This is a genomic window from Devosia sp. Root436 (assembly GCF_001426345.1).
Classification (GTDB): Bacteria; Pseudomonadota; Alphaproteobacteria; order Rhizobiales; family Devosiaceae; genus Devosia.
Window position 1 is genome coordinate 133603 of record NZ_LMEM01000001.1, and the last position, 26749, is coordinate 160351.

At 63.0% G+C, this 26749-nt stretch carries 24 protein-coding genes and 3 tRNA genes; 18 read left to right on the top strand and 9 right to left on the bottom strand.

Annotated features, from left to right (window positions below):
• Nucleotides 1-76: 76 nt before the first annotated feature.
• From ASD04_RS00710 to ASD04_RS00745, 8 genes are read left to right on the top strand one after another with little or no spacing between them, the layout of a single operon-like run.
• Entirely contained in the window at nucleotides 77-2095 is a 2019-nt protein-coding gene (locus ASD04_RS00710; protein ID WP_056251139.1) for a hydantoinase/oxoprolinase family protein, read from the top strand.
• Nucleotides 2092-3807 (top strand): hydantoinase B/oxoprolinase family protein, encoded by a 1716-nt coding sequence (locus ASD04_RS00715; RefSeq protein WP_056251143.1) that lies wholly within the window; start codon nucleotides 2092-2094, stop codon nucleotides 3805-3807. The genes ASD04_RS00710 and ASD04_RS00715 overlap by 4 nt, the downstream gene beginning before the upstream one ends.
• A gap of 7 nt (nucleotides 3808-3814) precedes the next feature.
• Complete coding sequence (locus ASD04_RS00720; RefSeq protein ID WP_056251146.1) at nucleotides 3815-4153, top strand: carboxymuconolactone decarboxylase family protein; 339 nt, start codon at nucleotides 3815-3817, stop codon at nucleotides 4151-4153.
• Nucleotides 4150-5082 carry an NAD(P)-dependent oxidoreductase gene (locus ASD04_RS00725; RefSeq protein ID WP_056251149.1) on the top strand — a complete coding sequence of 311 codons (933 nt, stop codon included), beginning with the start codon at nucleotides 4150-4152 and terminating at the stop codon, nucleotides 5080-5082. The genes ASD04_RS00720 and ASD04_RS00725 overlap by 4 nt, the downstream gene beginning before the upstream one ends.
• Nucleotides 5083-5137: 55 nt before the next feature.
• Nucleotides 5138-6157 (top strand): TAXI family TRAP transporter solute-binding subunit, encoded by a 1020-nt coding sequence (locus tag ASD04_RS00730; protein WP_162245089.1) that lies wholly within the window; start codon nucleotides 5138-5140, stop codon nucleotides 6155-6157.
• A 3-nt stretch (nucleotides 6158-6160) separates the two neighbouring features.
• Nucleotides 6161-8104: a TRAP transporter fused permease subunit gene (locus ASD04_RS00735; RefSeq protein WP_056251155.1), complete on the top strand. Its 1944-nt coding sequence runs from the start codon at nucleotides 6161-6163 to the stop codon at nucleotides 8102-8104.
• Nucleotides 8101-8829 (top strand): GntR family transcriptional regulator, encoded by a 729-nt coding sequence (locus ASD04_RS00740; RefSeq protein ID WP_056251159.1) that lies wholly within the window; start codon nucleotides 8101-8103, stop codon nucleotides 8827-8829. Before ASD04_RS00735 ends, ASD04_RS00740 begins: the two co-directional genes overlap by 4 nt.
• 37 nt (nucleotides 8830-8866) lie before the next feature.
• Nucleotides 8867-10327 (top strand): aldehyde dehydrogenase family protein, encoded by a 1461-nt coding sequence (locus ASD04_RS00745; RefSeq protein ID WP_056251162.1) that lies wholly within the window; start codon nucleotides 8867-8869, stop codon nucleotides 10325-10327.
• A 153-nt stretch (nucleotides 10328-10480) separates the two neighbouring features.
• Here ASD04_RS00745 and ASD04_RS00750 read toward each other — a convergent pair.
• From ASD04_RS00750 to ASD04_RS00775, 6 genes are all read right to left on the bottom strand, one after another.
• Nucleotides 10481-10565: transfer RNA gene (locus ASD04_RS00750), tRNA-Tyr, on the bottom strand.
• Between the two features lie 193 nt (nucleotides 10566-10758).
• Nucleotides 10759-10832, bottom strand: a tRNA-Gly gene (locus ASD04_RS00755).
• 84 nt (nucleotides 10833-10916) lie between these two features.
• Nucleotides 10917-12137 (bottom strand): mannonate dehydratase, encoded by a 1221-nt coding sequence (uxuA, locus tag ASD04_RS00760; RefSeq protein ID WP_056251165.1) that lies wholly within the window; start codon nucleotides 12135-12137, stop codon nucleotides 10917-10919.
• Between the two features lie 61 nt (nucleotides 12138-12198).
• Complete coding sequence (locus tag ASD04_RS00765) at nucleotides 12199-13482, bottom strand: TRAP transporter large permease (protein WP_056251168.1); 1284 nt, start codon at nucleotides 13480-13482, stop codon at nucleotides 12199-12201.
• A gap of 2 nt (nucleotides 13483-13484) precedes the next feature.
• Nucleotides 13485-14006 carry a TRAP transporter small permease gene (locus ASD04_RS00770; RefSeq protein ID WP_056251170.1) on the bottom strand — a complete coding sequence of 174 codons (522 nt, stop codon included), beginning with the start codon at nucleotides 14004-14006 and terminating at the stop codon, nucleotides 13485-13487.
• Nucleotides 14007-14063: 57 nt separating this feature from the next.
• On the bottom strand, nucleotides 14064-15044 hold the full coding sequence (locus ASD04_RS00775; RefSeq protein WP_056251172.1) for a C4-dicarboxylate TRAP transporter substrate-binding protein: 981 nt from the start codon (nucleotides 15042-15044) through the stop codon (nucleotides 14064-14066).
• 93 nt (nucleotides 15045-15137) lie between these two features.
• Between ASD04_RS00775 and ASD04_RS00780 the strand changes: the two genes are divergently transcribed.
• Nucleotides 15138-15842: a GntR family transcriptional regulator gene (locus ASD04_RS00780; RefSeq protein ID WP_056251175.1), complete on the top strand. Its 705-nt coding sequence runs from the start codon at nucleotides 15138-15140 to the stop codon at nucleotides 15840-15842.
• A 118-nt stretch (nucleotides 15843-15960) separates the two neighbouring features.
• Here ASD04_RS00780 and ASD04_RS00785 read toward each other — a convergent pair whose 3' ends face one another.
• A complete protein-coding gene (locus tag ASD04_RS00785) occupies nucleotides 15961-16548 on the bottom strand; it encodes a HupE/UreJ family protein (protein ID WP_156461085.1) in 588 nt (195 codons plus the stop codon).
• A gap of 182 nt (nucleotides 16549-16730) precedes the next feature.
• Here ASD04_RS00785 and ASD04_RS00790 point away from each other — a divergent pair, with 182 nt between their 5' ends.
• Together ASD04_RS00790 and ASD04_RS00795 are read left to right on the top strand one after the other, a co-directional pair.
• Nucleotides 16731-17123: an MAPEG family protein gene (locus ASD04_RS00790; protein ID WP_056251182.1), complete on the top strand. Its 393-nt coding sequence runs from the start codon at nucleotides 16731-16733 to the stop codon at nucleotides 17121-17123.
• A 149-nt stretch (nucleotides 17124-17272) separates the two neighbouring features.
• A tRNA-Trp gene (locus tag ASD04_RS00795) sits at nucleotides 17273-17348 on the top strand.
• A 59-nt stretch (nucleotides 17349-17407) separates the two neighbouring features.
• On the opposite strand, the gene ASD04_RS00800 is transcribed toward ASD04_RS00795, so the two are convergent.
• Nucleotides 17408-18262, bottom strand: coding sequence for an NAD(P)-dependent oxidoreductase (locus tag ASD04_RS00800; protein WP_056251184.1), 855 nt, complete (start codon nucleotides 18260-18262; stop codon nucleotides 17408-17410).
• A gap of 50 nt (nucleotides 18263-18312) precedes the next feature.
• On the bottom strand, nucleotides 18313-18594 hold the full coding sequence (locus ASD04_RS00805) for a hypothetical protein (RefSeq protein WP_056251188.1): 282 nt from the start codon (nucleotides 18592-18594) through the stop codon (nucleotides 18313-18315).
• Nucleotides 18595-18853: 259 nt separating this feature from the next.
• Between ASD04_RS00805 and secE the strand changes: the two genes are divergently transcribed.
• From secE to rpoB, 7 genes are all read left to right on the top strand, one after another.
• On the top strand, nucleotides 18854-19051 hold the full coding sequence (gene secE, locus ASD04_RS00810; protein ID WP_056232597.1) for a preprotein translocase subunit SecE: 198 nt from the start codon (nucleotides 18854-18856) through the stop codon (nucleotides 19049-19051).
• Between the two features lie 40 nt (nucleotides 19052-19091).
• Nucleotides 19092-19622 (top strand): transcription termination/antitermination protein NusG, encoded by a 531-nt coding sequence (nusG, locus tag ASD04_RS00815; protein ID WP_056251191.1) that lies wholly within the window; start codon nucleotides 19092-19094, stop codon nucleotides 19620-19622.
• 139 nt (nucleotides 19623-19761) lie between these two features.
• Nucleotides 19762-20190: a 50S ribosomal protein L11 gene (gene rplK / locus ASD04_RS00820; protein WP_056232601.1), complete on the top strand. Its 429-nt coding sequence runs from the start codon at nucleotides 19762-19764 to the stop codon at nucleotides 20188-20190.
• 4 nt (nucleotides 20191-20194) lie between these two features.
• The gene (gene rplA / locus ASD04_RS00825; RefSeq protein ID WP_056251194.1) at nucleotides 20195-20887 is read left to right on the top strand and encodes a 50S ribosomal protein L1; all 693 of its coding nucleotides are present in this window, start codon (nucleotides 20195-20197) and stop codon (nucleotides 20885-20887) included.
• 307 nt (nucleotides 20888-21194) lie between these two features.
• Complete coding sequence (gene rplJ / locus ASD04_RS00830) at nucleotides 21195-21716, top strand: 50S ribosomal protein L10 (RefSeq protein WP_056251195.1); 522 nt, start codon at nucleotides 21195-21197, stop codon at nucleotides 21714-21716.
• Nucleotides 21717-21774: 58 nt separating this feature from the next.
• Nucleotides 21775-22152 carry a 50S ribosomal protein L7/L12 gene (gene rplL, locus ASD04_RS00835; protein ID WP_056251199.1) on the top strand — a complete coding sequence of 126 codons (378 nt, stop codon included), beginning with the start codon at nucleotides 21775-21777 and terminating at the stop codon, nucleotides 22150-22152.
• Nucleotides 22153-22568: 416 nt separating this feature from the next.
• A complete protein-coding gene (gene rpoB / locus ASD04_RS00840) occupies nucleotides 22569-26711 on the top strand; it encodes a DNA-directed RNA polymerase subunit beta (RefSeq protein ID WP_056251201.1) in 4143 nt (1380 codons plus the stop codon).
• Nucleotides 26712-26749 lie beyond the last annotated feature (38 nt).

Consider the following 26749-nt stretch of genomic DNA (forward strand, 5'->3'; position numbering starts at 1 on the left):
TCGCGATTGACAGCATGCAGAATAGCATGCAAAGTTTCACTCATGTCAACGCCTGGCGTCGATGAGGAGGAAATTGATGCGGATCGGAGTAGAGGTGGGCGGTACGTTCACCGACCTGGTGGCCTTGTCCCCGGAGGGATTGCGTTCCCTCAAGGTCAGCTCGACCCCGGCAATGCCCGAGCAGGGCGTGCTGGATGCGCTGGATGCGCTTGGTGGTGGCGAAGCCGGGGCCGACACGATCGTCCATGGCTCGACGGTGGCAACCAATGCGCTACTGGAGCGCCGCGGAGCGCCGACTATCCTCGTCGTGACCGAGGGCTTCCGCGATCTGCTGGAGCTGCAGCGCGAGGTAAAGACGCGCAACTACGATCTTCGCTATCGGCGCACTGAACCGCTCGTCCCGCGCAACCGTGTGGTCGAAATCGGCGGCCGGATCGATGCCGAAGGGGTGGAGGTCGAGCCATTCGACAAGGCCGCCGTGCGTGAGTCGCTCGAAGCGATGCTGAACCAGAATCCCGAGGCAACGCTGGCCGTCTGCCTGCTGCATTCCTACCGAAATGCCACCCATGAACGCTGGGTGCGCGATATTGCGCTCGACCTGCGGCCGGACCTGCTGGTGTCGCTTTCATCGGACGTGATGCCGGAATTCCGCGAGTATGAGCGCGCCAGCACCACGACGATGAATGCCTATCTGGCGCCCGTGGTGGAGGGCTATCTCAACCGGCTGGACGAACACCTGCGCCGTCGCGCTTTTGGTGGCCGTTTCTACATCATGCAGTCCAATGGCGGCATGTTGCCGGCCGAGCGCAGCGGCAGCCATGCCGTCCGCACCGTCTTGTCCGGGCCTGCGGCCGGGGTCATGGGGGCGGTTCGCATGGCTGCGCTCTCGGGCCACAACAGCATCATCACGCTCGACATGGGCGGCACCAGCACCGACATCAGCCTGATCGACGATGCCACGCCAACCGACACGACCAGCAAGCTGATCGACAGGTTGCCCATCCTGACGCCCATGCTGGACATTGCCACCATCGGGGCAGGAGGCGGCAGCATCGCCTGGATCGATGATACCGGCATGCTCAATGTCGGCCCGCGCAGCGCAGGCGCGCAGCCAGGCCCGGCTTGCTATGGACGCGGCGGGACCGAGCCCACTTTAACCGATGCGTTCGTGGTCATGGGAATCCTTCGCCCCAATCGCTTCCTGGGCGGGCGCATGGCGCTGGATGTGGCGGCGGCAGAGCGTGCGGTTGGCAGCTTGGGCGCCCGGCTTGGCCTGGGGTTGCAGCGCGCCGCCGCGAGCATTCTCCGGGTGGCGGTAGCGAACATGCTGCATGCGACGCGCGAAGTGTCCATCGAGCGCGGATATGATCCGCGCGACTACGTGGTTGCCGCCTTTGGTGGCGCCGGCCCGCTGGCGGCCACGGTGCTCGCCGATGAATTGGGGGCGAACACGGTCTTCGTGCCTTCCAATCCCGGTGTCATGTCTGCGCTGGGCCTGCTGCTCTCGGATTTCCGGCGCGACTATGTGGCGACGGGTATGTCCGATGCCGCCATGCTGAGTGCCGGGGCGATCAGGGCGGCGTTGGCCGGGCTCGAGGCGGAAGCGCGCACCGATATTGAACGGATGCGTCCGGAGGGTGACGCTCGTTTCCATTTCTCTGCCGACCTCCGCTATGCGGGCCAGGGCTATGAATTGTCGGTGCCGATCCGGCTCAGCGACGAAGACCCGGCGCGCACGATGGTCGATGCGTTCCACGAATTGCACCAGCTCCGGTTCGGCCATTCCTACCCAAATGCCCGGGTGCGCCTGGTCAACTACCGCCTGCGGCTGGTGGTCGCGCGGCCCCTGCCGACGGATGCCCTTCGTGTCGCCCGCAATCGCCCTGATCGCCAGGACCAGCAGGGCGATATCTGGATCGATGGCACCAAGCAGCCCTGCACATTCCTGTTGCGCGAAACACTGGCCGCGGGCGTCACGGCCGCGGGGCCCGTGGTGGTCGAAGAGGATTCCGCCTCGACCTTCGTCCCTGCAGGCTGGCGCCTGCGCATTGACGAACATGGCGGGATGAATATCGAAAGGCAGGTCGCAGCATGAGCGCCGTTTCCATGAATGCCGGACAGCAGAACGGGCACGCCGTCGACCCGGTGACCTTCCAGATCGTCAATGGCGCGCTGATCGCCGCGACCCGGGCCATGGCGTTGATCCTGCGCCGCTCGGCCTATTCGACGATGATCCGCGAGACACAGGATTTCTCGACGGCGATTCTCGATACCCAGGGCAACCTGGCAGCACAGTCGGAAGCCATTCCACTGCATCTCAACTCCCTGGGCTATGCACTCGGCCATTGCCTGAGCGCCATACCGGCGGATTCGCTGGCGGCCGACGACATGATGCTGGTCAACGACCCCTATCACGGGGGACAGCACCTGCCCGACATCCAGGTCTTCGCGCCGGTATTCTATCGCGGCAAGCTCGTGGCCTATCTCGGCAACCTCGCGCATCACACCGATATCAGCGGCGGACTCGGTTCCCTGAATCCCACTGCGACGGACGTGTTCCAGGAAGGCCTGCGCATACCGCCGATCAAGATTCGCGTTCCCGACGACCTGCTCGGTGGTCCGGTGCACGGACTGCTCAGCGCTAATAGCCGCCTGCCGGCAAACCTGATTGGTGATCTCAATGCCCAGGTTGCGGCCAATCGCACCGGCCAGGAACGGCTGGTCGAATTGATGGACAAGTATGGCCTGGAAACCGTACTGGCCTGCATGGCAATGGCCCAGGACCTGGGCGAGCAAAAGATGCGGCAGGCCATCGAGCAGGTGCCCGCTGGCATATATACCGGCGAGGATTTTCTCGACGGCGACGGCTTCGATACGGTTCCCATGCGCATCGCCGTCACGGTGACAGTCAGCAGCTCGACCATCGATGTCGATTTCACCGGCACTGATGCCCAGGCGCGCGGCTATGTGAATTCGCCCATGGCCTCAACGATCTCGGCTACCCTTACCGCAATTCGGGCCGTGCTGGGTGAGCCTGAAATGCAGACCAATGGCGGAACGTTCCGCCCGATCACTATCAATGCCCCCAAGGGCACGCTGCTCAATCCAAACTATCCCGCCCCTGTGCGGCTGCGCATGAACTCGTCTGGGCGAGCCTATGGTGCCGTATTGCAGGCCCTCGGCAAGGCCGTCCCCAGCCGGGCCGCGGCATCGGGCTTCGATACGACAACCTGCGTGAATCTCGGCATTCTCACTGAGGCAGGCTATCGCATCTACATGGAGCCCCTGCGGGGCGGCCTGGGCGGGGCGCATGGGCGCGACGGAGCCGACGCCATCAGCCAACTGCTGAGCAATTCGGCGAATACACCGGTGGAATCGGCCGAGTCCGACTACGACTATTTCCGCATCGTACGCTACGAGCTGCGGCCCGATAGCGGCGGGGCCGGCGAATTCCAGGGCGGCCTTGGCTGCGTTCGGGAATTCGAGATCGTTCGTGACGGAGTCCAGGTCGTGTTCTCGTCCGACCGCGCCAACAACAAGCCCTGGGGCATCATGGGCGGTGCGCCGGGCACAATCGGCTCGGTCAAGGTCATCAGCAAAGGCAAGACCCTGCAACTGCCGGCGAATGGCGGCTCCGCCTCGCTCAATCGTGGCGATCGCCTGCGTGTCGAAACCGGCGGGGGTGGTGGTATCGGCGACCCGGCCACCCGCGACCCGGACCTGGTGGCACGCGATCTGAGTCTTGGACGGATCACTCCCGAATTCGCCGAAAAGCACTACGGCAAGAGCCACTCGGATCGAGGATGACATTACAATGAGCGATCCGGGCCTTGAACGACGCAGAACGGTGCAGTCCGTCGCCCCCGAGCTGGCCCGCATCACCGAAACGGTGCTGTTCGGGCAAGTCTGGGAGCGGCCGGGACTGAGCAAGCGCGATCGCAGCCTGATCACGCTGGCCTGTCTGATGTCCACGGGACGTTGGGACCAGTTCGGCGTGCATCTGGCGCGCGGGCTCGACAACGGCGTGACGCGTGTGGAAATCAGTGAATTGATCACCCACCTCGCCTTCTATGCCGGTTGGCCCTCAGCCACCTCGGCGGCGCAGGTCGCGGCCGGCGTGCTTCCCCCCGAACAAGGCGGACCGGCCCAATGATGCGTGTGGCCTTCATCGGACTGGGCCGTATGGGCGCGCCGATGGCCACACGGCTGAGCGGGGCGTGCAGCCTGGTCGTCAATGACCTCGATGCGGCGCGCGCCACCCCCCTGCTTTCGGCAGGCGCCAGTTGGGCCGATACGCCCGCTCTCGCCGCCGCCGGGGCCGATATCGTTTTCAGTTCACTGCCCGGCCCGACGGAGAGCAATGCTCTTGCAGTAGCGCCAGATGGCATTCTCTCGACCTTGCGCCCCGGCAGCGCCTGGTTCGATTTCACCACCAGTTCGCCGGCCATGGTGCGTCAGGTGCATGCCCTCGCGGCAGCACGCGGGGTGACCATGCTGGACGCGCCGGTCAGCGGGGGCCCCGGGGGCGCAGCGAGTGGCAAGCTCACCATCTGGGTCAGCGGCGACGAGGCTGCACTGGAACCCGCCCGCCCTCTGCTGGATACCATTGCCGACCAGCTGATGCATCTGGGTGAGGTCGGCCAGGCCACGATCGCCAAGCTGGCGCACAATTATTGCGCCTATGGCATTAACCGCCTCGTCGCCGAAATCTTCTCCGCCAGCATCAAGGCGGGTGCCGAGCCGTCGATGCTCTGGCACGCCCTGCGCCGCGGCGCGGTCGGACGCCGCCGAACCTTCGACGCGCTGGGCGATCATTTCCTTTCAGCCAATTACGTTCCCCCCGCATTTTCGCTGGCCCTGGCCCGAAAGGATATTGCCCTGGCCCGGGACATGGGACGCGACGCGGGGGTCACCATGAAGATCGCTGATCTTGTTCTCGAAAATATGGACGACGCCATCGCGCGAGGCTGGGGCGACCGGGACTCCCGCGCACCCATGGCCCTGCTGCTCGAACAGGCAGGCGTCCGCATCGCACTCGGTGCCGACCTGATCGCAAGGGAGTTGCAACGGGCCGACGACTGAGCACTAACGCCGCCGACGGAGGAGTGGCGCAATGCTTTACAAGGAGGAGACGAAGATGACACTTACATTCAACAGACGGTCTGCCCTGGCCCTAGGGCTGTGCCTCGTCGCAACCGGTGCTTTTGCACAGGAAGCGCCGCCGGCGCCTGCCAATCCGGTATCGGTGCAGATCGGTGGCGCCGGTGTCGGCCAGTTCGGTTACTTCACCGCGACGGGTTGGGCCAATGCCGTTGCGCATGTGCCCGGCTATCAGGCCACGCCCGTCGCTACTTCGGGCTTCGTCGAGAATGCCCAGCTGCTGGCCCAGGGTTCGATAGAATTCGGCTGGGTCGCCGGCCGGACGTTCGACCAGACTGCGCTGGGTGACGACAAAATCCTTACCCAGGACGAGCTGCCCAAGTTCCGCGCCCTGTTCTCGCTCCCCGCCGGAGCCAACCACATCGTCGTGCCGCAAACCTCGTCCATCCATCAGCTTTCCGACCTCGCCGGCAAGAAGATCTCCGGCTTTGGCCGTGGTTCGGGTGGCTGGGACTATGTGACCGACGTGCTGGGCGCCGTGGGCATCGATCCCAACGGCTACTCGCAGGAACCGCTCGGGCCATCGGAAGCCATGCAGGCCCTCAAGGAAGGCACCGTCGACGCCGTCTGGGCGACCGGCAATGCCCCTGCGCCCGTCATCGCCGAATTCGGTGCGACGACGCCGTTCCGTCTGATACCGATCCCCGCCGATGTCCTGAGCGATATTTCTGCTTCGCTGCCGAGCTGGCAGTCGGCCACCGTACCGCAGGACATTTATTCCAACATGGAAGCGACTGAGGGCGACCTGCCGACGGTGCAGCAGACCATGATCGCCGCCACCACGGCGGATATGGACGAGGAGACGGCCTATGCCATGACCTACGCGGTGATGGAAAATATCGCCGAGTTCGGGGCGGTGCATCCAGGAGCCAAGTTGCTGAGCCTCGAAACGGCGCTCAACGGCATTTCCATTCCACTTCACCCCGGCGCTGTGAAATACTTCCAGGCAAAGGGCGTGGAAATCCCTGAAAACCTGCTTCCACCCGCAGGAAACTGACCAATGAGCAGCGCAAGCCAGCACAACACGACGCTATCCGATGAAGAAGCCGCCCTCTATGCAGCTTCGCCCGATGCCGCGGCCTCCGAGATCATCCTCAAACACCCGAGCTGGGTCGAGGTGGCGACCACGGTACTCTCCATCGCATTGGTGGCGTTCCTGCTGTACACCACCCTGTTCGGCCAGCTATCCGCCGATATTCAGCGTGGTATTCCGTTTGCGCTGGTTGCGCTGCTCATTCTGGCTCGCAAGCCGATCGTGCCCGGTGCCACCTGGCTTCGCCTGATCGATCTGGTCGTGGCTGCCGGCGCGATCTATGCCATCGGGTATGTTGCCGTCTTTGGCGGGGACATGGCCTCGCGGATCGGTCGGCTTCTGCTTCCGGACGTCATAGCCTGCAGTATCGGCCTGCTGGTGTTGTTCGAGATCGCGCGCCGAACCATAGGCATTCTACTGCCCAGCATAGCACTGGCGCTGGCCCTCTACGCCATATTCGGCGCCTATTTCCCCGCGCCATTCAACCACCGTGGCTTTTCGGCCGGTCGTGTCGCACTGGCCGGCTGGATTGGTAGTGATGGCGTATTCGGCATTGCCTTTGGCGTCATGGTCAGCGTGGTCTTCGTCTATATGCAACTTGCCGCGCTGATGGAGCATACCGGGGCAGGGCAGGCGTTGCTGCAACTGGCTCGTGTCATCACGGGCGGCGCCCGCTCGGGCCCGGGCCTGACCACGGTGGTCGGGTCGGCATTGTTCGGCACTGCCTCGGGCAGCGGCGTGGCCGATGTCGCCGCTATCGGACCGGCCAATATCCCGGCGATGAAGCGGGCCGGCTACAAGCCCGACTTTGCCGCCAGCGTCCAGGCGTTGTCGTCAATAGGGGCGCAGGTCCTGCCGCCGGTCATGGGATCATCCGCCTTCATCATTGCCGAGCTTACCGGCACGCCCTATGCACAAATTGCGCTCATGGCGATCATCCCAGCGCTGCTCTATTTCGTTTCCGTCGCGGCGGCCGTTCATTTCCAGGCCGGTCGATTGGGCCTCAGCGCCGGAAATGATAATCCCGATGCGCGCGTATCCTGGTTCAATGCCGCCCTGGCCCTGGCCCCGCTGGGCTTGCTGATCGTCTTGCTGGTAACCGGGTCCAGCCCGGCACGGGCGGCGATGTGGGCCATCGCCGCGCTTCTCGTGCTCAGCGCATTCTCTCCCAAGACTCGGATCGGCCCGGCAAAACTGGTCGAGATCATCCGCATCGGCAGCATCAACTCTATCCCACTGTGGACCGCCACCGCGGTGATCGGCATGATCGTCGCGGCCGTAGGATTGACCGGCGTCGCAAACCTGATCAGCGGCATGGTGATCGGCCTGTCGCAAAGCTCCCTGCTGCTGGCACTGATCGTGACCACGCTGGCCTCGATCGTCCTTGGCACGGCCCTGCCCACCATCGCCGCCTATCTGCTGCTGGTCATCATGGTCGCGCCCACGCTGGTCAGCCTGGGCCTGCCGCTCGTGGTCGCGCATTTCTTCGTCTTCTTCTATGGCGTCACTTCCGACCTGACGCCGCCCACCGCATTGGCGCCGCTGACCGCGTCGGCTATTGCGGGGGGCAATTTCTGGAAGACATGCCTCGTCACCATGCGTATCGGATTGCCGATCTTCATCATCCCGTTTGCTTTCGTGTACAATCCGGCACTATTGCTGATGGGCTCGCCGATGGAGATCATCATTTCCGCAGCATTCGCGACGATAGGCATTTCGAGTTTCGCCGCGGCCAATGCCGGCTTCTTTATCGGCACCCTGGCCGGGTGGCAGCGTATCGTGCTTTTGGTGGCCGGCCTTGCAATGTTGCTTCCCGAGCGTTCCATCGGGGTGGCAGCACTGGTTGCAATCATGGCAATAGCTATTCTGCAATGGCGTACGCGCCCAGGCGGTGGAGTGTCAGCGGCATGACGTCAGCGACGAAAGTCCCGGTTGAAGGCGCGGCGATCAGTGCGCCGGAAGAGCTCAAGTCCGGCAGCCTCAACACAAAGATCTACAACGCCATCAAGCAGCGCATCCTTTCCAATCGGCTGCGCCCCGGCACCAAGCTGGTGCACGAACAACTGGCAAACGAACTGCGCGTCTCCCGTACACCCGTGCGGGAGGCCCTGGAGCGCCTCTATTCCGAGGGCTATATCGTCCACATTCTCCGGCGCGGCTTCTTCGTGGCGGAAATTGACGAGACGGAGGCCCGCGAACTCTACGAATTGCGCGAAGCGCTCGAAGTATTCGCCCTCCGCAAGGTGTTTGAGACCACCGAGACATGGCCCATGGAGCATATTCGGGCTCTGAACGGGCAGTATCGCGTTGCGATCGACAGTCTCGGTACGCGGGACCGCATGCTCACCGACCGCGACTTCCACCTGGGGCTGGCCCGTCTTGCGGGCAATGGCCGGGTCGTGGACACGCTGGCCAGCATTTTCGACCGGGTCATCCTCAAGCGCCGGGTCGAGGGCTACCTGCCGACCCGTGGTCCGGAGGCCTATAAGGAACATATCGCGCTGATCGAGGCACTGGCCGACCACGATGCGGCCAGCAGCGAAGCCATATTGCGCGGCCATATCCGCAGCGCATGGGGCAGGTTGCACGAACACCTTCAGGTGTTGGCCGATCACGATCCCGATGATCTGGACTGAGCGCGAGCCTGCTGCCGGGCTTCTATGGAATCTAGCGATGAATGAACTCTACAGTTGGGCGCCATCGCCCGGTGCCGGCCATTTCATTGATGGCCGCTTCGTGACGCCGGCGTCGGGCGCATATATCGACTGCCTGGACCCCGCAAACGGCCAGGTGGTCATGCGCATCGCGCGTGGCGGATCGCTCGACGTGGAGCATGCGGTCGCGTCGGCCGCGGAAGGCTTCAAGGCTTGGCAAGCAGTAAAGCCCTACCGGCGCGGACAGGCCCTGACCCGGGTGGCGTTCTTGCTGCGGGAGCATGCCGAACGACTGGCGCAGATCGAAACGCTGGATACGGGCCATCCGATCACGCGCTCAAGGCGGGACATCGAAACATCGGCCCGCTATTTCGAATTCTATGCAGGTATCGCCGACAAGATACACGGCGAGGTTATCCCGGCCGATCTTGATTACCTGACCTATACGCAGCGTGAACCCTTCGGCGTAACGGCTCAGATTGTACCCTGGAACGCCCCGCTGCATCAATTGGCCCGGGGTGTCGCGCCCAGCCTGGCCGCCGGCAATGCGGTCGTCGCCAAGCCATCCGAACTGACATCGGGCACGGCGCTCGAACTGGCCAGGCTCATTATCGATGCGGGCATGCCGCCCGGACTGCTGAACGTCGTTACCGGATTTGGCGCGGAGGTCGGCCAGCCACTTTGCGAACATGATGCGGTGCGCCAGATAACCTTCACCGGCTCGGTGGAAACAGGCAGGGCGATCATGGCCATCGCTGCCCGCAGGATTATCCCCGTTACCACTGAATTGGGCGGCAAGTCGCCTTTCATCGTTTGCGATGATGCCGACCTGGCCGTTGCGGCCAAGGCAGCCGTGCCGGCGCTGTTCACCCTATCTGGACAAACCTGTTCTGCGGGTACGCGGTTTCTCGTCCAGCGCAGCATAGTGGAAGAGTTCACGGCGCGATTCATCGCGGAAACGCGCGCCACGGTAACGGTTGGTCCGGGCAAGGAGGATCGGATGATGGGGCCACTGGCCTCCGAACAGCAACTCGCCATGGCGTTGCATTATGTAGAAGCCGGCCGCAGCGAAGGGGCGACGCTGGCAATGGGCGGCGCGCGGCTTGGGGGTGAGCTATCGGGTGGTTACTTCATGGAACCGACCCTGTTTACCAACGCGCGAAACGACATGAAAATCGCGCGCGAAGAGATTTTCGGACCGGTCGGCGTCATCATTCCATTCGACGACGACGCCGAGGCCCTGCACATGGCGAATGACAGTGAATTTGGCCTCGTAGCCGGAATCTGGACTCGTGACTTCCCACGAGCCCGGCGCTTCGCCAACGCGCTGGAATGTGGCCAGGTATTCATCAACAATTATCGCGGCGTGGGTCTCGAAGCTCCGTTCGGGGGGTATAAGCACAGCGGCCTCGGACGAGAAAAGGGCCTGGAAGGGCTGCGCTCTTATCTCCAGACCAAAACAATCATCGCCCAGGGGTGACCGCGGCGGCTGCTGTGGACGAGCTTCCTTCCAGTTAAGTTATCCATATCCTGAGCGCGAACCAACGCCGGAAGCTGAGTAACAAGCTGAGTAACGTCAGATTTGGGGAATAGCCGGAAAACGCTGGCCCTTGGGCGTATGCGGACGGGGCGATGGTGGAGGGGACTGGATTCGAACCAGTGTACGCTAAGCGGTCAGATTTACAGTCTGATGGATTTAACCACTCTCCCACCCCTCCACAACAACGTCGCCTGGGTAGGAAAACGAAGCGCCGGGGCGCGCCGTCGGGCGGTTTATGGTGGTCCGATGACAGTGTGTCAACACCCCTTCGGCAAAGCCCAGCAAAAAACCGGCGAGGCAGCGCGGTTGTGGTGAATGGGCGGGTGAAACCGCGTTCCCTGCGGGACAAAATGGCCAGCGATTGGGGGTTTTGGAGCGGGTAGCGGGAATCGAACCCGCATATTCAGCTTGGAAGGCTGCTGCTCTACCACTGAGCTATACCCGCAAGGTCGGTGACCGACGCGCTAGCCAATAGCCCGGCATGGCAGCGGCTGACAAGTCCTAAGCGAGGATTGAAATGCGTGGGTGCCTACGCGCCGTACCGCACCTCCGCATGATCGAGCGTGCGGGTGATGCCGCGCAGTTCGGCGAGGCCCTTCATGCGGCCGATTGTGGGATAGCCGGGCTGGGCGGTGGTGCGGCCGAGATCGTCGAGGATGTCCTGGCCGTGATCGGGGCGCATGGGAATCTGCCAATCGGCGCGGCCGGTGGCCTTGCGGCGGCGTTCTTCGGCGAGGATGGCCGCGATCAGCGACACCATGTCGGTATCGCCCTCCAGATGCTCGGCTTCGTGGAACGAGCCCTTGAGGGCAGCGCTCTCGCGCTTGACGTTGCGCAGGTGCAGGAAGTGCACGCGATGGCCGAGCTCTGCCATGATCGACGGCAGGTCGTTGTCGGGGCGGGCGCCGAGTGAGCCCGAGCACAGGGTCATGCCATTGGCGGGGCTGTCGACGGCGTCGAGGATGGTCCGGAAATCGGCACGGGTCGACATGATGCGGGGCAGGCCGAGCAGGGGGAACGGCGGATCGTCGGGGTGGCAGCAGAGACGCAGGCCGAGGTCTTCGGCCAGCGGCACCACCTGTTCGAGGAAGGCGATGAAATGGCGGCGCAGGCGATCGGCGGAGATGGCACCATACTGGTCGAGATGGGCGCGCATGTCGTCGAGCGACATGGAATCGGTCGAGCCGGGCAGGCCCATGGTGACGCTGCGCGCCAGGGTGGCCCTGCCGGCGTCGTCGAGCAGGGCGAAGCGCCCGGCGGCCGCCTCGACGATGGCGGGGGTATAGTCGGCAGCGGCGCCCGAGCGGGCCAGGATGTGGATGTCGAAGGCGGCGAAGTCGTTGATATCGAAGCGCATGCAGGTGCCGCCATGGGGCAGGCGCCAACGCAAGGCGGTGCGGGTCCAGTCGAGCACCGGCATGAAATTGTAGCAGATCACCTCGATGCCGGCGGCGGCGACATGCTCCATGCTGGTGCGATAGTTGGCGATGTGGGCGCGCCAGTCGCCGGTCTGCTTCTTGATGTCCTCGGAGATGGGCAGGCTCTCGACCACGTCCCAGCCCAGGCCAGACGGTGAGCCATCCTTGCGGGTGGCGACCTGATGCTGGCGGCGGACGATTTCATCGGGCGTCCAGACCGCGCCATTGGGGACGTGATGCAGCGCCGAGACCACGCCTTCGGCGCCGCTCTGGATGATGTCGTCGATGCTGGTGAGATCCTGCGGGCCGAACCAGCGCCAGGTCTGTCTCATGGTAGACTCCGGAAAGAAAAAAACGGGTCGCGCCGGGAAGAACGCGACCCGCAGTGGGAGATCAGCTTCCGAACGCCAGACGCGGCAGCCACAGCACCAGATCGGGCACAAACAGCAGCACGGCGATCAGTGCGACGACGGCGGTGATGAAGGGGATCGATTCGATGGAATATTCCTCGATCGACACATTCATCAGCGAGCAGACCGCGAACATGGCCGAGCCGCTGGGCCAGGTCATGCCGCCCAGGGTGACGATCGACATCATCAGGATGCCGAAATGCACCGGATCCATGCCGATCTGGGTGATGATCGGCACGAAGATGGGCGTGAGCAGCAGCACCATGACGGTACTATCGAGCGCCAGGCCCGCCACCAGCAGGAAGAACAGGATGACCAGCACGATCATGTTGGGATCGGTAATGCCTGCCAGCATCCAGCCGGCCAGTTCCTGGGGCACCTGCATATAGATGGTGGCATAGCCCACCATGCCGCTCATCAGGATGATGAGCATTATGAGGCCGACGTCGGAGGTGGCCTGGCCGAAGCTCTGCCACACCTTTTCCAGGGTCAGTTCGCGATGGGCGAAAAAGCCGATTACCAGCGCGTAGACCACGGCGGCCGCGCCGACTTCGGAGGGGGTGAACAGGCCGCCGCGGATGGCCAGCACCAGCGCCACCGGAAAGAGCAGGGCCCATTTGGCATCCCAGCAGGCCGCCGCAAACGCCTTGAAGGTGGGGCGCTCGCTGTCGGCGACCACATATTTGCGGCGCTTGGCGATGATGTAGGTGGTCAGCATCAGCACCAGCATCATCAGGACGCCGGGGATGATGCCGGCCAGGAACAGCCGGCCGATCGAGACATTGCCGACAAAGCCGTAGAGGATCAGCCCGATGGAGGGCGGGATGGTGGCGGTGATGAGCGAGCCCACGGCGATGGCGGCGGCCGAAAAGCCCTTGCCGTAGCCCTTGGCCACCATTGTCGGCCCGAGGATGCGGGCTTCCATGGCAGCGTCGGCCACGGCGGAGCCGGAGACGCCGCCCATGAGGGTGGACAGCACGATGGCGACCTGTGCCAGCCCGCCCGACATCCAGCCCACCGAAATCAGCGCCACCTTGAGCAGGCGCGCGGTGATGCCGCTTTCATTCATCAGGTGGCCGGCGAGCACGAAGAAGGGCACGGCCAGGAGCGGGAAGCTCTGGCTCATCGAGGCGATCTTCTGCACGCCGATGGACATGGGCATGCCCTGGGTGGTCATGAAGAAGATGAAGCCGGAAATGCCGGTCGCAAAGGCGACGGGCATGCCGAGGATCATCAGAACAACGAAGGCGATACCGATCAAGGCCATGGTTAGAGCTCCAGCGTGGGTGCGCTGGCGTCGATCTCGGCCTGCGTGCGGTTATAGATGAGCAGTTCCTGCTGGCGGCCGCGGAAGGCGCGGACCATGTTGTAGACCAGTGTGGCGCCCAGCAGCACGCAGCCGACGGGCACGGCCACCGTGACCCAGGAATAGGAGATGCTGCTGTCGCCGAATGTGCGCTCGTGGTTGAGCAGGGTCAGCTTCCAGCCTTCGACGGCCAGCACCGCCAGGAAGGCGAGAATGACGATCGAGCAGACGACTTCGAGCCAGAAGCGGCGCTGGTAGCCGAGGCGGGACACCAGCACTTCCATGCCCAGATGCGATTTTTCGCGCATGGCCTTGTTGGAACCGAAGAAGCACAGCCAGATGAAGAGCAGTTGCGCCATGTCCACCGACCAGATCAGCGGATGACCGAAAAACCGCAGAACCGCGGCGGTGAAAACCAGGCCGGTAATGCCGGCGAGCAGGGCGAAGCAGATCGCCAGCTCGAGTTGAGCCAAGCGCTTGAGCATGATGCGTTCCGATAGGTAAGAGGTTGCGGGCTCCCGTGGGAGCCCGCTGGAGATGCATTACGGAGCGTTGGCAATCGCCTGGAGCTCATCGCGCAGCGCGCCGTAGCCGAGCTTGGCGTAGACGCCGGCCGTGGCCTCCTTGAAGGGCGTGACGTCGATTTCGTTGACGGTCATGCCGGCGGCGACCAGGTCGGCCTCGATCTGGGCCAGGGCATCCTGGGTGCCGTAGGAGGCGATATCGCCCGCCTTGAGCGCTTCGTCGCGCAGCACTTTCTGCAGCTCGGCAGGCAGGCTGTCGAACCAGGGGCCGGAGGTGACGAGGCCGGTGATCAGGTTGATATGGCCGGTCTTGGTCAGCACCGAGGTCACTTCCTGGAGATTGGCGCCGAGGCCGGCGGGAAGCTGGGCTTCCACCGAGTCGATGACGTTCTGTTCCAGAGCCGAATAGACTTCGGCGAAGGGCATCGGGGTCGGCACCGCGCCCATGGCGGACACCGTTTCGGTCCAGACCGGAGCGCCGGGGGTACGCATGCGCGAGCCGGCGAGATCGGCGGGGGTGTTGACCGGCATCTTGGTCCAGAGGTGACGTTCACCCTGCCACCAGTTGAACGACAGGACCTGGTGGCCCGACGTGTCGTGCAGCTTCTTCACCCATTCCTCGAACTTGTCGGACACCACGACCTTGCGGATGCCGTCATAGCCCGAAGCCAGATAGGGTGCGCCCAGCACGCCGAACTCGTTGACAAAGGCAGCGAGACGTCCGCCATCGACCACCACGGCAACCGGTGCACCGGCGCGGGCCTGTTCCAGCACGTCCTCATCGGGGCCGAGCTGGGAATTGGGGAACAGCTTGACTTCGATGGCGCCGTTGGATGCCGTGGCGACATTGTCGCGGAAGGCTTCGAGGCCCTTGTAGAGCGGGTCAGAGGTGGCAAGCGCGGTATTGACGCTCAGGGTATAGTCAGCCGACAGAGCCGGGGCGGCATAAGAGATGATCAGGCCAGCAGCAAAAGCCACGGCGAGCGGTGTGAATTTCATGTGGTTCCTCCCTTGCGGCCGGGGCCGCTACGAGCCGGGCATCTATGCAACGGCTATGAAGAAATGGTAGTATGGTAGTATACGGGAGTCAATATGACGATGATTTCGCCACTGTCTGACAGCATCAGTCCGCTCGCGCGGCCCGCTACCGTGGGTAACAAGGTGTTCGAGGCCATGCGCCAGGCGATCATCCAGTTGCAGTTGCGGCCGGGCGATCCGCTGTCGGAAGCCGAGATGGCACGCCAGTTCGGCGTATCGCGCCAACCGGTGCGCGAAGCCTTCATCAAGCTGGCGGAAGTGGGGCTGGTGGAAATCCGGCCACAGCGGGGAACCTCGGTGGTGATGATTTCCCGGCGCGAGGTGGAAAATGCCCGCTTCATCCGCGAGGCCATCGAGGTCGCGGTGGCGCGCAAGGCGGCGGCGGAGGCCGATTCGAGCCATCACGGCATTCTCGATGCACTGATCGAGCGGCAACGCCTGGCCAACCGGGCGGGGGACCTCGCCGAGTTCCTGCGGCTCGACGAAGCCTTCCACCAGGCCATCGCCCAGGCGGCCGACTGCGAACGGGCCTGGCGATTGCTGGAAAACCTCAAGGCGCAGATGGACCGGGTGCGCTACCTGTCGCTGGCGGACGCCACGCCGCTCGAAACGCTGATCGAGCAACATGCCGTTATTGCCGACAGTATTCGCCGGCGCGACGCGGATGCCGCCGAGATGGGCATCCGCCAGCACCTGAGCGAAATACTGACCTCGCTGCCCAAGGTCGCGGCGGCGCATTCGGACTGGTTCACGGCATAAGGCTGGGCCCGTTTGGCCGATTTGCTTGGGGCCATTCCCGCGAAAGCGGAATGACGCGGTGGAAAATAGCGTGCACGCGGTGGAAAACAGCGCGCACGCATTGCCTGGCTTGCGCGGCCTACAGCCAGCCTGCCAGCACGCCGAGGCCGCCGAGGGCAAACACACCGCCGGCGAGTTGAGCGGCGATCTTGCCATGGCGACTGACCAGCTTTGCGACACCAAGGGCCGCGGCAATGCCGGCGAGGTGGAGCAGGGCGGTGGCGGCGGCGAAGCCGAGTGCGTAGGTCAGGCCGGCGGCGGTTTCCGGCATTTCGGCGCCATGGGCATAGCCATGGAACACGGCGAAGATGCCGACCAGGCCCATGGCCAATGCGACCGGCATCGGCCGGCCAAGGGCGGCGGCGGCGCCGATGACGATGCTGGACAGGGCAATGCCGAGTTCGACGAAGGGCGGGTCGAACCGGGCAATGCCCAGCGCGAAGCCGACCACCATCATGCCGACGAAGCTGAGCGGCACCAGCCACAGCGCTCGGCCGCCGAGCACAAAGGCAAATACGCCCACGGCGACCATGGCCAGCACATGATCGATGCCGCCGACCGGGTGTTCGAAACCGTGCAGGAATCCGGCCGTATCGCCGATGCCGGCATGGGCAAAGGCGATTGTGGGGGAGAGGGCCAGAATGGCCAGAGCCAGCAAAAGACGCATCGTCATCCTTCCGGGATGTTTCACCCCTGGTGATCGGGCGCCGCCGAAAAACTTCCGTAAAACTCGCACGGCATTTATCGACCATGCGCCCGGCTGTTGTAAATGGTGATCCTGTTGCCGCCTCCGCGCGTTAGCGCAGGAAGCGTCGTTTACGTCCGCTGGTGGACAAAGGAATTTTCATTATGCTGTTGATCGTCTTTCTCGTGCTCCTCCTGCTGCTGGTGCAGGTCGGGCTGCCGGGCCGCTACCTCACGGCGCAGGTGGGAACCGAGGGCCAGATGGGCCCCCGCGACGACCTGCCGGAGCCCACTCGCGAACTGGCCCGCTCGCGCCGGGCGCTGGCAAACCTGCAGGAGACGCTGCCGATCTTCCTGACGCTGGCCATTCTCTCCATCGTCTTCGGCGAGCAAGGCTGGCTGTCGCTGGTCGGCGGCGGCATCTATTTCGTGGCGCGGGCGCTGCATGCCTATTGCTACATGAAGGGCCTTACCCCGTGGCGCTCGCTGAGCTTCCTCGCCAGCCTGGCCGGCAATGTGCTGCTGGCGCTGCCGCTGCTGCCCCATCTCTGGGGCTAGGCAGCCATGCCGTAAGCGAAAAGGAGATTCCCGCTTTCGCGGGAATGACCCGGTGATGAAAGGGCAAATCGGCTGAATTTCGACTGGTCCCAAGGCACCAAAGGGTCTTGCGAAACGCGCCCATTGCCATTAGACACACCCTCGCCTGAAGGGGTTTAGCTCAGTTGGTAGAGCATCGGTCTCCAAAACCGAGGGTCGTGGGTTCGAGTCCCCCAGCCCCTGCCAGGCACAATCATTGACATTGCTGGTTCTGCCGTCGGTCGATGCAGCGCAGCGAGCGCCGATCAACCCAGCTCGGCCCAGAGGTTGTCGACGGGCTGATAGCCGAGCCAGTGGCGGGCTTCGTCGAGGTTCCAGGGGGTATTGGCATTGTTGCTGACGCCGCTGACCACGATGGCGTTATGGGGCCAGGGCTCGGATGGTGCGGTCAGGGCCTTTTCCATGATCTGAAGGAAATCGCGGTTGGACAGCCACATGCCGCGATACCAGGCGGTGGCGCGGGCCAGTTCGGCAGCGTCGGCCTCGCCGGGGCCAATGCGGCGGCCGCCACCATGCGGGTTGACCGTTTCGGGCCTGTTGTCGCCCGGCTGCACCCAGCCGATGCGGACATTGACCCCGGTCAGCAGCGAATTGGCGGCGCGCGCCATGACCGCCCGTTCGCTCAGCAGCTTGGAACTGCCATAGGCGGTGGGCCGGTGAAAGGCATTGCCGTCAAAGAAACGGGTGCCGGGGCTGGGTGGGGTGGCGGCGCGCAGGGTGTCGCCTGGCGGCAGGGGATCGTCCTTGTAGCCGCCCATGACATGGTTGGAGGAGGCGAAGACGAAGCGGCAGGGTGCGTGACCGACATGCTGGAGCAGGTTGAAGGTCATGTCGACGCTTTGCGCTGCCTCCTGCCAGCCGGAATCGGGCTGGGCGTTCTGCGCGGCGAAATGGACCACCGCATCGGCCTGCTCCACCGGCTCGATCCAGAGCCGGTCATGCGGATCGCGCAGGTCGCCCGCCACGGCGCGGAACTTGCCGTTGTCGGCCATGGGCTTGGGGTCGATACCTATGATGGCGGAGCACCAGGGCGCGGCCTGCAGGTGGCGGGTGAGCTTGCCGCCGAGATTGCCCCCGGCTCCCGTGATCACGATCTTCATGCGGCTCTCCTCGGGGAGGAGGCTAGCAAACGCGGCGCGCGGCGAAAAGGCTACTCGGCGGCGACCGGCAGCTTGTCGCCGTGGCGGGCCTTGAGGCGGTTGACCTGGTGGGCGGCGTGGGTGAGCAGGGCGGTGCGCACCTCGTCGGCCGAGACGCTGCCGACATCGGCCTTGACCTTGAGATCGAGGGGGTAGCGCGACACGTTGCCCATGAAGCGTTCTTCGATCAGCACGCGCACGACGCCGGTGACACGGCCGGAAATGGTCTTGTGCGGTCCGAAATAGCGGACTTCGCAGCCCGTGACCTCGAAACTAGAACTATCAGAAGACATGCTACAGCCTCCCGCCGCCGCTTTTCCGTCGCAATTGGATCAAATGCCATTGCAGGCGGGCGTGCAAGCCGGATTCAGAGCCTTCTTCACTAATCGTTAATAATGTGATCGGCGGCCGAGTCGCCGGCGGCTTCGATCATTGTTGGCGACGGCCTGTTGCAATTGGCGGCGAGTTTCTCTAGATAGCCACATTCCAGCCGTGCGGGATTCCTGCGCGGCCTTTGGTTTTGCACCAAAAACCCAAAGAGTAGATTCGCCTATGGCCCGCCCGAACCCGATCCAGTTCCTGCAGCAAGTCCGGCAGGAAACCGCCAAGGTCACCTGGCCGGGCCGTAACGAAGTCCTGATCTCGACGGTCATGGTCCTCGTGCTGGTTATTCTGGCGAGCCTGTTCTTCCTGCTGGCCGACCAGGTCATTTCCTGGGCTGTCGGGCTGATGCTTTCGATCCGCGCATAAGCGGGTAACGAACACTATATTCTAGGAGCGGCGACGCTTTATGGCCAAGCGCTGGTACATCGTTCAGGCTTACAGCAATTTCGAGCGCAAGGTGGCGGAGGATATCCGCCAGAAGGTTGCGCAGAAGAAGCTCGAGCACCTGTTTGAGGACGTGATCGTGCCGACCGAGAAGGTCGTGGAAGTCCGCCGCGGGCGCAAGGTCGACGCCGAACGCAAGTTCTTCCCGGGCTATGTGCTGGTGAAGATGGACATGACCGACGAGGCGTTCCATCTGATCAAGAACACGCCCAAGGTTACCGGCTTCCTCGGCTCGGACAACAAGCCGATGCCGATTTCCGAGAAGGAAGCCCAGGCCATCCTGCAGCAGGTGCAGGAAGGCGTGGAGCATCCCAAGCCTTCCGTCTCGTTCGAAGTGGGCGAGAATGTGCGCGTGTCGGACGGTCCCTTCGCCAGCTTCAACGGCGTGGTGGAAGAGGTCGACGAGGAACGCGCCCGCCTCAAGGTGGAAGTTTCGATTTTCGGGCGGCCGACTCCGGTCGAGCTCGAATACGGTCAGGTCGAAAAGGTCTGACCAAACATCCGGGGAACCGGGTGAAGGACTGTGGAAGAGGATGGCGCACTGCCAGCGCCAGCTACACCTCAGACCACGGTGTCTAGCCAGCTTTAACTAGCTGGCGCCTAACCGGCCGATCGTGGCCAAGGAGACAAAATTGGCAAAGAAAATCGTTGGCTACGTAAAGCTGCAGGTGCCCGCGGGCTCCGCAACGCCGTCCCCGCCGATCGGGCCGGCTCTCGGCCAGCGCGGCCTGAACATCATGGAATTCTGCAAGGCCTTCAACGCCGCCACGCAGGAAATGGAAAAGGGTTCGCCCATTCCGGTCGTGATCACCGCCTATGCCGACAAGAGCTTCACCTTCGAGATGAAGCAGCCGCCGGTCACCTACTTCATCAAGAAGGCCGTCAACCTCAAGTCGGGCAGCAAGCTGCCGGGCAAGGAATCGGCCGGCACGATCACGGTTGCCCAGCTCCGTGATATCGCCGCCAAGAAGATGAAGGATCTCAACGCCGACAATATCGACGCTGCCGTGTCGATGATCGCCGGCTCTGCCCGTTCCATGGGCATTCAGGTCGAGGGCTGATCAGATGGCACATGTCGGTAAGAAAATCGCCAAGGCCCGCGAGGGCATTGACCGCAACAAGCTCTACAAGCTCGATGAAGCCATCAAGATGGTGAAGTCGCGCGCGTCGGCCAAGTTCGACGAAACCATCGAAATCGCCATCAATCTCGGCGTCGATCCGCGTCACGCCGACCAGATGGTCCGTGGCGTGGTGAACCTGCCCAACGGCACCGGCAAGACCGTGCGCGTGGCGGTGTTCGCCAAGGATGCCAAGGCTGACGAGGCCCGCAAGGCTGGTGCCGATATCGTCGGCGCCGAAGACCTGATGGAAGCCATCCAGGGCGGCAAGATCGATTTCGATCGTTGCATCGCCACTCCGGACATGATGCCACTGGTCGGCCGCCTGGGTAAAATCCTCGGCCCGCGCAACCTGATGCCGAACCCCAAGGTCGGCACGGTTACCCCCGACGTTGCCGGCGCCGTCAAGGCTGCCAAAGGCGGCGCCGTGGAATACCGCGTCGAAAAGGCGGGTATCCTGCATGCCGGCGTCGGCAAGGTCTCCTTCTCGGAAGAAGCTCTGCTGCAGAATATCAAGGCGTTCACCGACGCCGTGCAGAAGTCCAAGCCGGCCGGCGCCAAGGGCACCTACGTCAAGAAGGTCGCCGTGTCGTCCACCATGGGCCCGGGCGTGCATGTGGAGCCGGCTTCGGCTCTGTAAGAAATTCCGGGCGGCTTCGGTCGCCCGGTTTGCCTTCCGCAAGGAGGGTAAAGTCCTGTCCGAGACTGCCGGTGCTGATCGATCTGGGTCAGCTTAATGTCCACCGACGCCAGCATAGATGGGGTGAAGACCGAAATTTTCCTGCCCGCGAGGGCAGGTGAAGAGCGGTTCGAACCAGGCCAGTTGCCCTCGGGCAGCACGGTTGACAGGCATGTAACCGTTGCTCCTCTCCTTTCTGTGGAGGGTAGGGGGCAGCAATTGGCAATGGCCCGGCCGACTATCGCCGGGCTCAATGTGGAGACTAGCAGTGGAAAGAGCGGAAAAGCGTGAGCTTGTCGCATCGCTTCAGTCAGCCCTCGCGGGCGCTGGGTCGATCGTCCTCGCGCAGAACACCGGTCTGACCGTGGCCAATCTGGAATCGCTTCGCCGTGAGGTGAAGGGTGCCGGTGGCCATGTGAAGGTCGCGAAGAACCGTCTTGCCAAGCTTGCTCTGAAAGACACCGACCACGCCGACATTTCGGGCCTGTTTAGCGGCCCGATCGTCATCGCTTATGCGGAAGACCCCATGACTGCGCCGAAGATTGCGGCGAAGTTTGCTGACAAGAACGCGAAATACGTCGTTCTTGGTGGCGTGATGGGCAAGACCGCTCTTGACGCGAATAACGTCAAGGCGCTGGCGACCATGCCGTCGCTCAACGAACTGCGCGCCACGCTCGCCGGGATGCTCAAGCAGCCCGCGACCCGTATCGCGTCGGTCATCGTGGCGCCGGCTGGTGGTATCGCGCGCGTGTTGGCCGCTCATGCGGAACAGAGCAACAAAGCAGCGTAACCCCATGGCCCCTATGGGCCGGTTTGAACTGAACACCTGAAAAAGAGAGATTTATCAAATGGCCGATCTCGCCAAACTCGTTGACGACCTGTCTGCCCTGACCGTTCTGGAAGCTTCCGAACTGTCGAAGCTCCTCGAAGAAAAGTGGGGCGTTTCCGCCGCCGCTCCGGTTGCCGTTGCTGCCGCTGGCGGCGCTGGCGCCCCGGCTGCTGCCGCTGAAGAAAAGACCGAATTCGACGTGATCCTTGCCTCGTTCGGCGAGAACAAGATCAACGTCATCAAGGAAGTCCGCGCCATCACCGGCCTGGGTCTCGGCGAAGCCAAGGCCCTGGTCGAGGCCGCTCCGAAGGCCGTCAAGGAAGGTGTCAACAAGGCTGAAGCCGAAGACATCAAGAAGAAGCTGGAAGACGCCGGCGCCAAGGTCGAATTCAAGTAATTTCGACTTTTGCCTTGAAATCTGCGAAATGGCGCTCTATGTGCCATTTCGCATTCTCGTTTTCACGGGATGATTCGCCGGACCGATTGGATGGGTCCCTGGCGCCAATTTGCGGAATATATGACGATTTCGATGTCTGAGGCACGCTGACGTCCACGTTGCCCTATGGTTCTTCGACCATGGGGTGTTTGGCGTTTTCTGCCGTCCTTTTCTTGGCTCGGAAAGGTTTCCAGGCGTCGCTGAGCCCGAAACGACTGCCTATCAAGGGCATATATCCCGAGACCCGACGGCTGATGGTCGGATCTTTGGATATCTGCCACCGAGACAAATCGCACCGGAGCGCTTTCAGAAAAAGTGTTCGTCACTTTTTCGGTTCGAAAGCGCGACCGCCAAAAAGCGCACAAACAGGAGCTTTCATGGCTACCACGTTCAACGGCCGCCGCAAGGTTCGCAAGTCCTTCGGTTCCATTCGCGAAGTCACGGAATTGCCCAATCTGATCGAGGTCCAGAAGGCCTCCTATGATCAGTTCCTCCTCGTGGACGAGCCCAAGGGTGGCCGTCCCGACGAAGGGCTTCAATCCGTCTTCCGTTCGGTCTTCCCGATCACCGACTTCTCCAATACCGCTTCTCTCGAATTCGTGAAGTACGAGTTCGAGCAGCCCAAGTATGACATCGATGAGTGCCGTGCGCGCGACATTACCTTCGCTGCCCCGCTCAAGGTGACGCTGCGGCTGATCGTGTTCGAGGTGGACGAGGAAACCGGCGCCCGTTCGGTCAAGGACATCAAGGAGCAGGACGTCTATATGGGCGACATGCCCTTCATGACGTCGAACGGCACCTTCATCGTCAACGGCACCGAGCGCGTCATCGTTTCGCAGATGCACCGGTCGCCCGGCGTGTTCTTCGATCACGACAAGGGCAAGACCCATTCGTCGGGCAAGCTGCTGTTTGCCGGCCGCATCATTCCCTACCGCGGTTCGTGGCTCGATATCGAGTTCGACGCCAAGGACGTGGTGTTTGCCCGTATCGACCGTCGCCGCAAGATTCCGGTAACGAGCCTGCTCAAGGCGCTCGGCATGGATGCCGAGGAAATCCTGCGTACCTATTACAACACCCTGCAGTACGAAAAGACCGACAAGGGCTGGCGCGTTCCCTATGACGCCGAGAAGTGGAAGGGCGCCAAGCCGAGCCACGACCTGATCGACGCCAAGACCGGCGACGTCATGCATGAGGGCGGCAAGAAGCTGTCGGCCCGCCAGGCCAAGAAGCTGGCTGAAAACGGCCTGACGCATCTGCTGGCGGTCAACGAAGACCTCTACGGCATGTATGTCGCCGAGGACCTGATCAACATGAAGACCGGCGAGGTCTACATGGAGGCAGGCGACGAGATCGACGAGAAGACCCTGACCAAGATGCTCGATCTCGGTTTCGACGAGCTGCCGATCCTCGATATCGACCACATCACCATCGGCGCCTATCTGCGCAACACGCTGGCCGTGGACAAGAACGAGTCGCGTGAAGACGCACTGTTCGACATCTACCGCGTCATGCGCCCCGGCGAGCCGCCGACCGTCGATACCGCCGAAGCCATGTTCCAGTCGCTGTTCTTCGATAGCGAGCGCTATGACCTCAGCGCGGTCGGCCGCGTCAAGATGAACATGCGCCTCGAGCTCGATGCGCCCGACACGATGCGCACCCTGCGCAAGGAAGATATCGTGGAAGTCGTACGCACGCTGGTCGACCTGCGCGATGGCCGCGGCGAGATCGACGACATCGACAATCTCGGCAACCGTCGCGTTCGCTCGGTGGGCGAGCTGATGGAGAATTCCTATCGGCTTGGCCTGCTCCGCATGGAACGCGCCATCAAGGAACGCATGAGCTCGGTCGAAATCGACACGGTCATGCCGCAGGACCTGATCAACGCCAAGCCGGCGGCTGCCGCCGTGCGCGAGTTCTTTGGGTCCAGCCAGCTCAGCCAGTTCATGGACCAGACCAATCCGCTCTCGGAAATCACCCACAAGCGTCGCCTGTCGGCGCTTGGGCCGGGTGGTCTCACCCGTGAGCGCGCCGGCTTCGAAGTCCGCGACGTGCATCCGACCCATTATGGCCGCATCTGCCCGATCGAGACGCCGGAAGGCCCCAATATCGGTCTGATCAACAACCTGGCCACCTATGCCCGCGTCAACAAGTACGGTTTCATCGAGACCCCGTACCGCAAGATCGTGGACGGCGTGCTGACCAATGAAGTGGTCTACCTCTCCGCCATGGAAGAGGCCAAGCACTACGTCGCCCAGGCCGATGCGCAGTTCAACAAGGACGGCACCCTCAAGGACGATCTGGTCGTGGCCCGCCATGCCGGCGACAACGGCCTGACGCCCAAGGAAAACGTCGACCTGATGGACGTTTCGCCCAAGCAGATGGTGTCGGTTGCCGCTTCGCTGATCCCGTTCCTCGAGAACGACGACGCCAACCGCGCGCTGATGGGTTCCAACATGCAGAAGCAGGCCGTGCCGCTGCTGCGTGCGCATGCCCCGTTTGTCGGCACCGGCATGGAAGCCGTGGTGGCCCGTGACTCCGGCGCCGCCATCGTCGCCAAGCGCAAGGGCATCGTTGACCAGGTGGACGCCACCCGTATCGTCATTCGCGCAACGGAAGAAACCGATGCGTCGAAGTCGGGCGTGGACATCTACAACCTGATGAAGTTCCAGCGTTCGAACCAGTCGACCTGCATCAACCAGCGTCCGCTGGTCGTTGTCGGCGACCATGTGAACCAGGGCGATATCATCGCCGACGGTCCGTCGACCGAGCTGGGCGACCTGGCTCTCGGCCGCAACGTGCTCGTCGCGTTCATGCCATGGAATGGCTACAACTTCGAAGACTCCATCCTGCTCAGCGAGAAGATCGCCATGCAGGACGTCTTCACCTCGATCCATATCGAGGAATATGAAGTGATGGCCCGCGATACCAAGCTCGGTCCCGAGGAAATCACCCGCGATATTCCGAACGTTTCGGAAGAAGCGCTGAAGAACCTCGACGAAGCCGGCATCGTGCATATCGGCGCCGAAGTGGCTCCGGGCGATATCCTGGTCGGCAAGATCACCCCCAAGGGTGAATCGCCGATGACGCCGGAAGAAAAGCTCCTCCGCGCCATCTTCGGCGAGAAGGCTTCGGACGTTCGCGACACCTCCCTGCGCGTGCCGCCGGGCGATGCCGGTACTGTTGTTGAAGTGCGCGTGTTCAATCGCCACGGCATCGACAAGGACGAGCGCGCCATGGCCATCGAGCGCGAGGAAATCGAGCGTCTCGCCAAGGACCGTGACGACGAACAGTCGATCCTGGACCGTAACGTCTATGCCCGCCTCAAGGAAATGCTGTTCGGCAAGGCCGCTACGGCTGGCCCCAAGGGCTATGTCGTGGGCACCAAGCTCAACGACCAGATGTTCGAGGCCCAGCCCCGTTCCAAGTGGTGGCAGTTTGCGGTCGATGACGACAAGGTCATGACCGAGATGGAAGCCCTCCACGCCCAATACGAGGAAAGCCGCCGACTCCTTGAACAGAGGTTCATTGACAAGGTCGACAAGCTGCAGCGCGGTGACGAACTTCCGCCGGGCGTGATGAAGATGGTCAAGGTCTTCATCGCCACCAAGCGCAAGATCCAGCCGGGCGACAAGATGGCCGGGCGTCACGGCAACAAGGGCGTGGTGTCGCGTATCGTGCCCGTCGAAGACATGCCGTATCTGGAAGATGGTACGTCGGTCGATATCGTGCTGAACCCGCTGGGCGTGCCTTCGCGCATGAATGTGGGCCAGATTCTCGAGACGCACCTGGGCTGGGCTTGTGCCGGCATGGGCAAGAAGATCGACGAGATGGTCCGCATCTACCAGCAGAAGGGCGACCTCAAGCCGCTCCGCAAGGAGATCGGCGAGCTGTTCGAGGGTGACGACACGGTTACCGATCTCGACGATGACGGCCTTGTCCGCCTCGGCGAGCACCTGTCCAAGGGCGTGTCGATCGCGACCCCGGTGTTCGACGGCGCCAAGGAAGCCGATATCGTCGAGATGCTGGAACGCGCGGGTCTCAAGGGCTCTGGCCAGTCGACCGTCTATGACGGGCGTTCGGGCGAGCAGTTCGATCGCCAGGTGACGGTTGGGTATATCTATATGCTCAAGCTCGATCACCTCGTGGACAACAAGATCCACGCCCGTTCGATCGGCCCGTACTCGCTGGTCACCCAGCAGCCGCTGGGCGGCAAGGCCCAGTTCGGCGGTCAGCGCTTCGGCGAGATGGAAGTGTGGGCTCTCGAAGCCTATGGCGCGGCCTATACGCTCCAGGAAATGCTCACCATCAAGTCGGACGACGTGGCCGGCCGTACCAAGGTCTACGAAGCCATCGTGCGCGGCGACGACACGTTCGAAGCGGGCATCCCCGAGAGCTTCAACGTTCTGGTCAAGGAAATCCGTTCGCTCGGTCTCAATGTCGAACTCGACATGCGGGACATCGAGGACGGCTCCGAAAAGGCCGAAGCGGAGCTCGCACCTCCTCAGGAAGCGGCGGAATAATCCGGCACTTCCTACCCCCATTCACTTCCTGAAGGAGC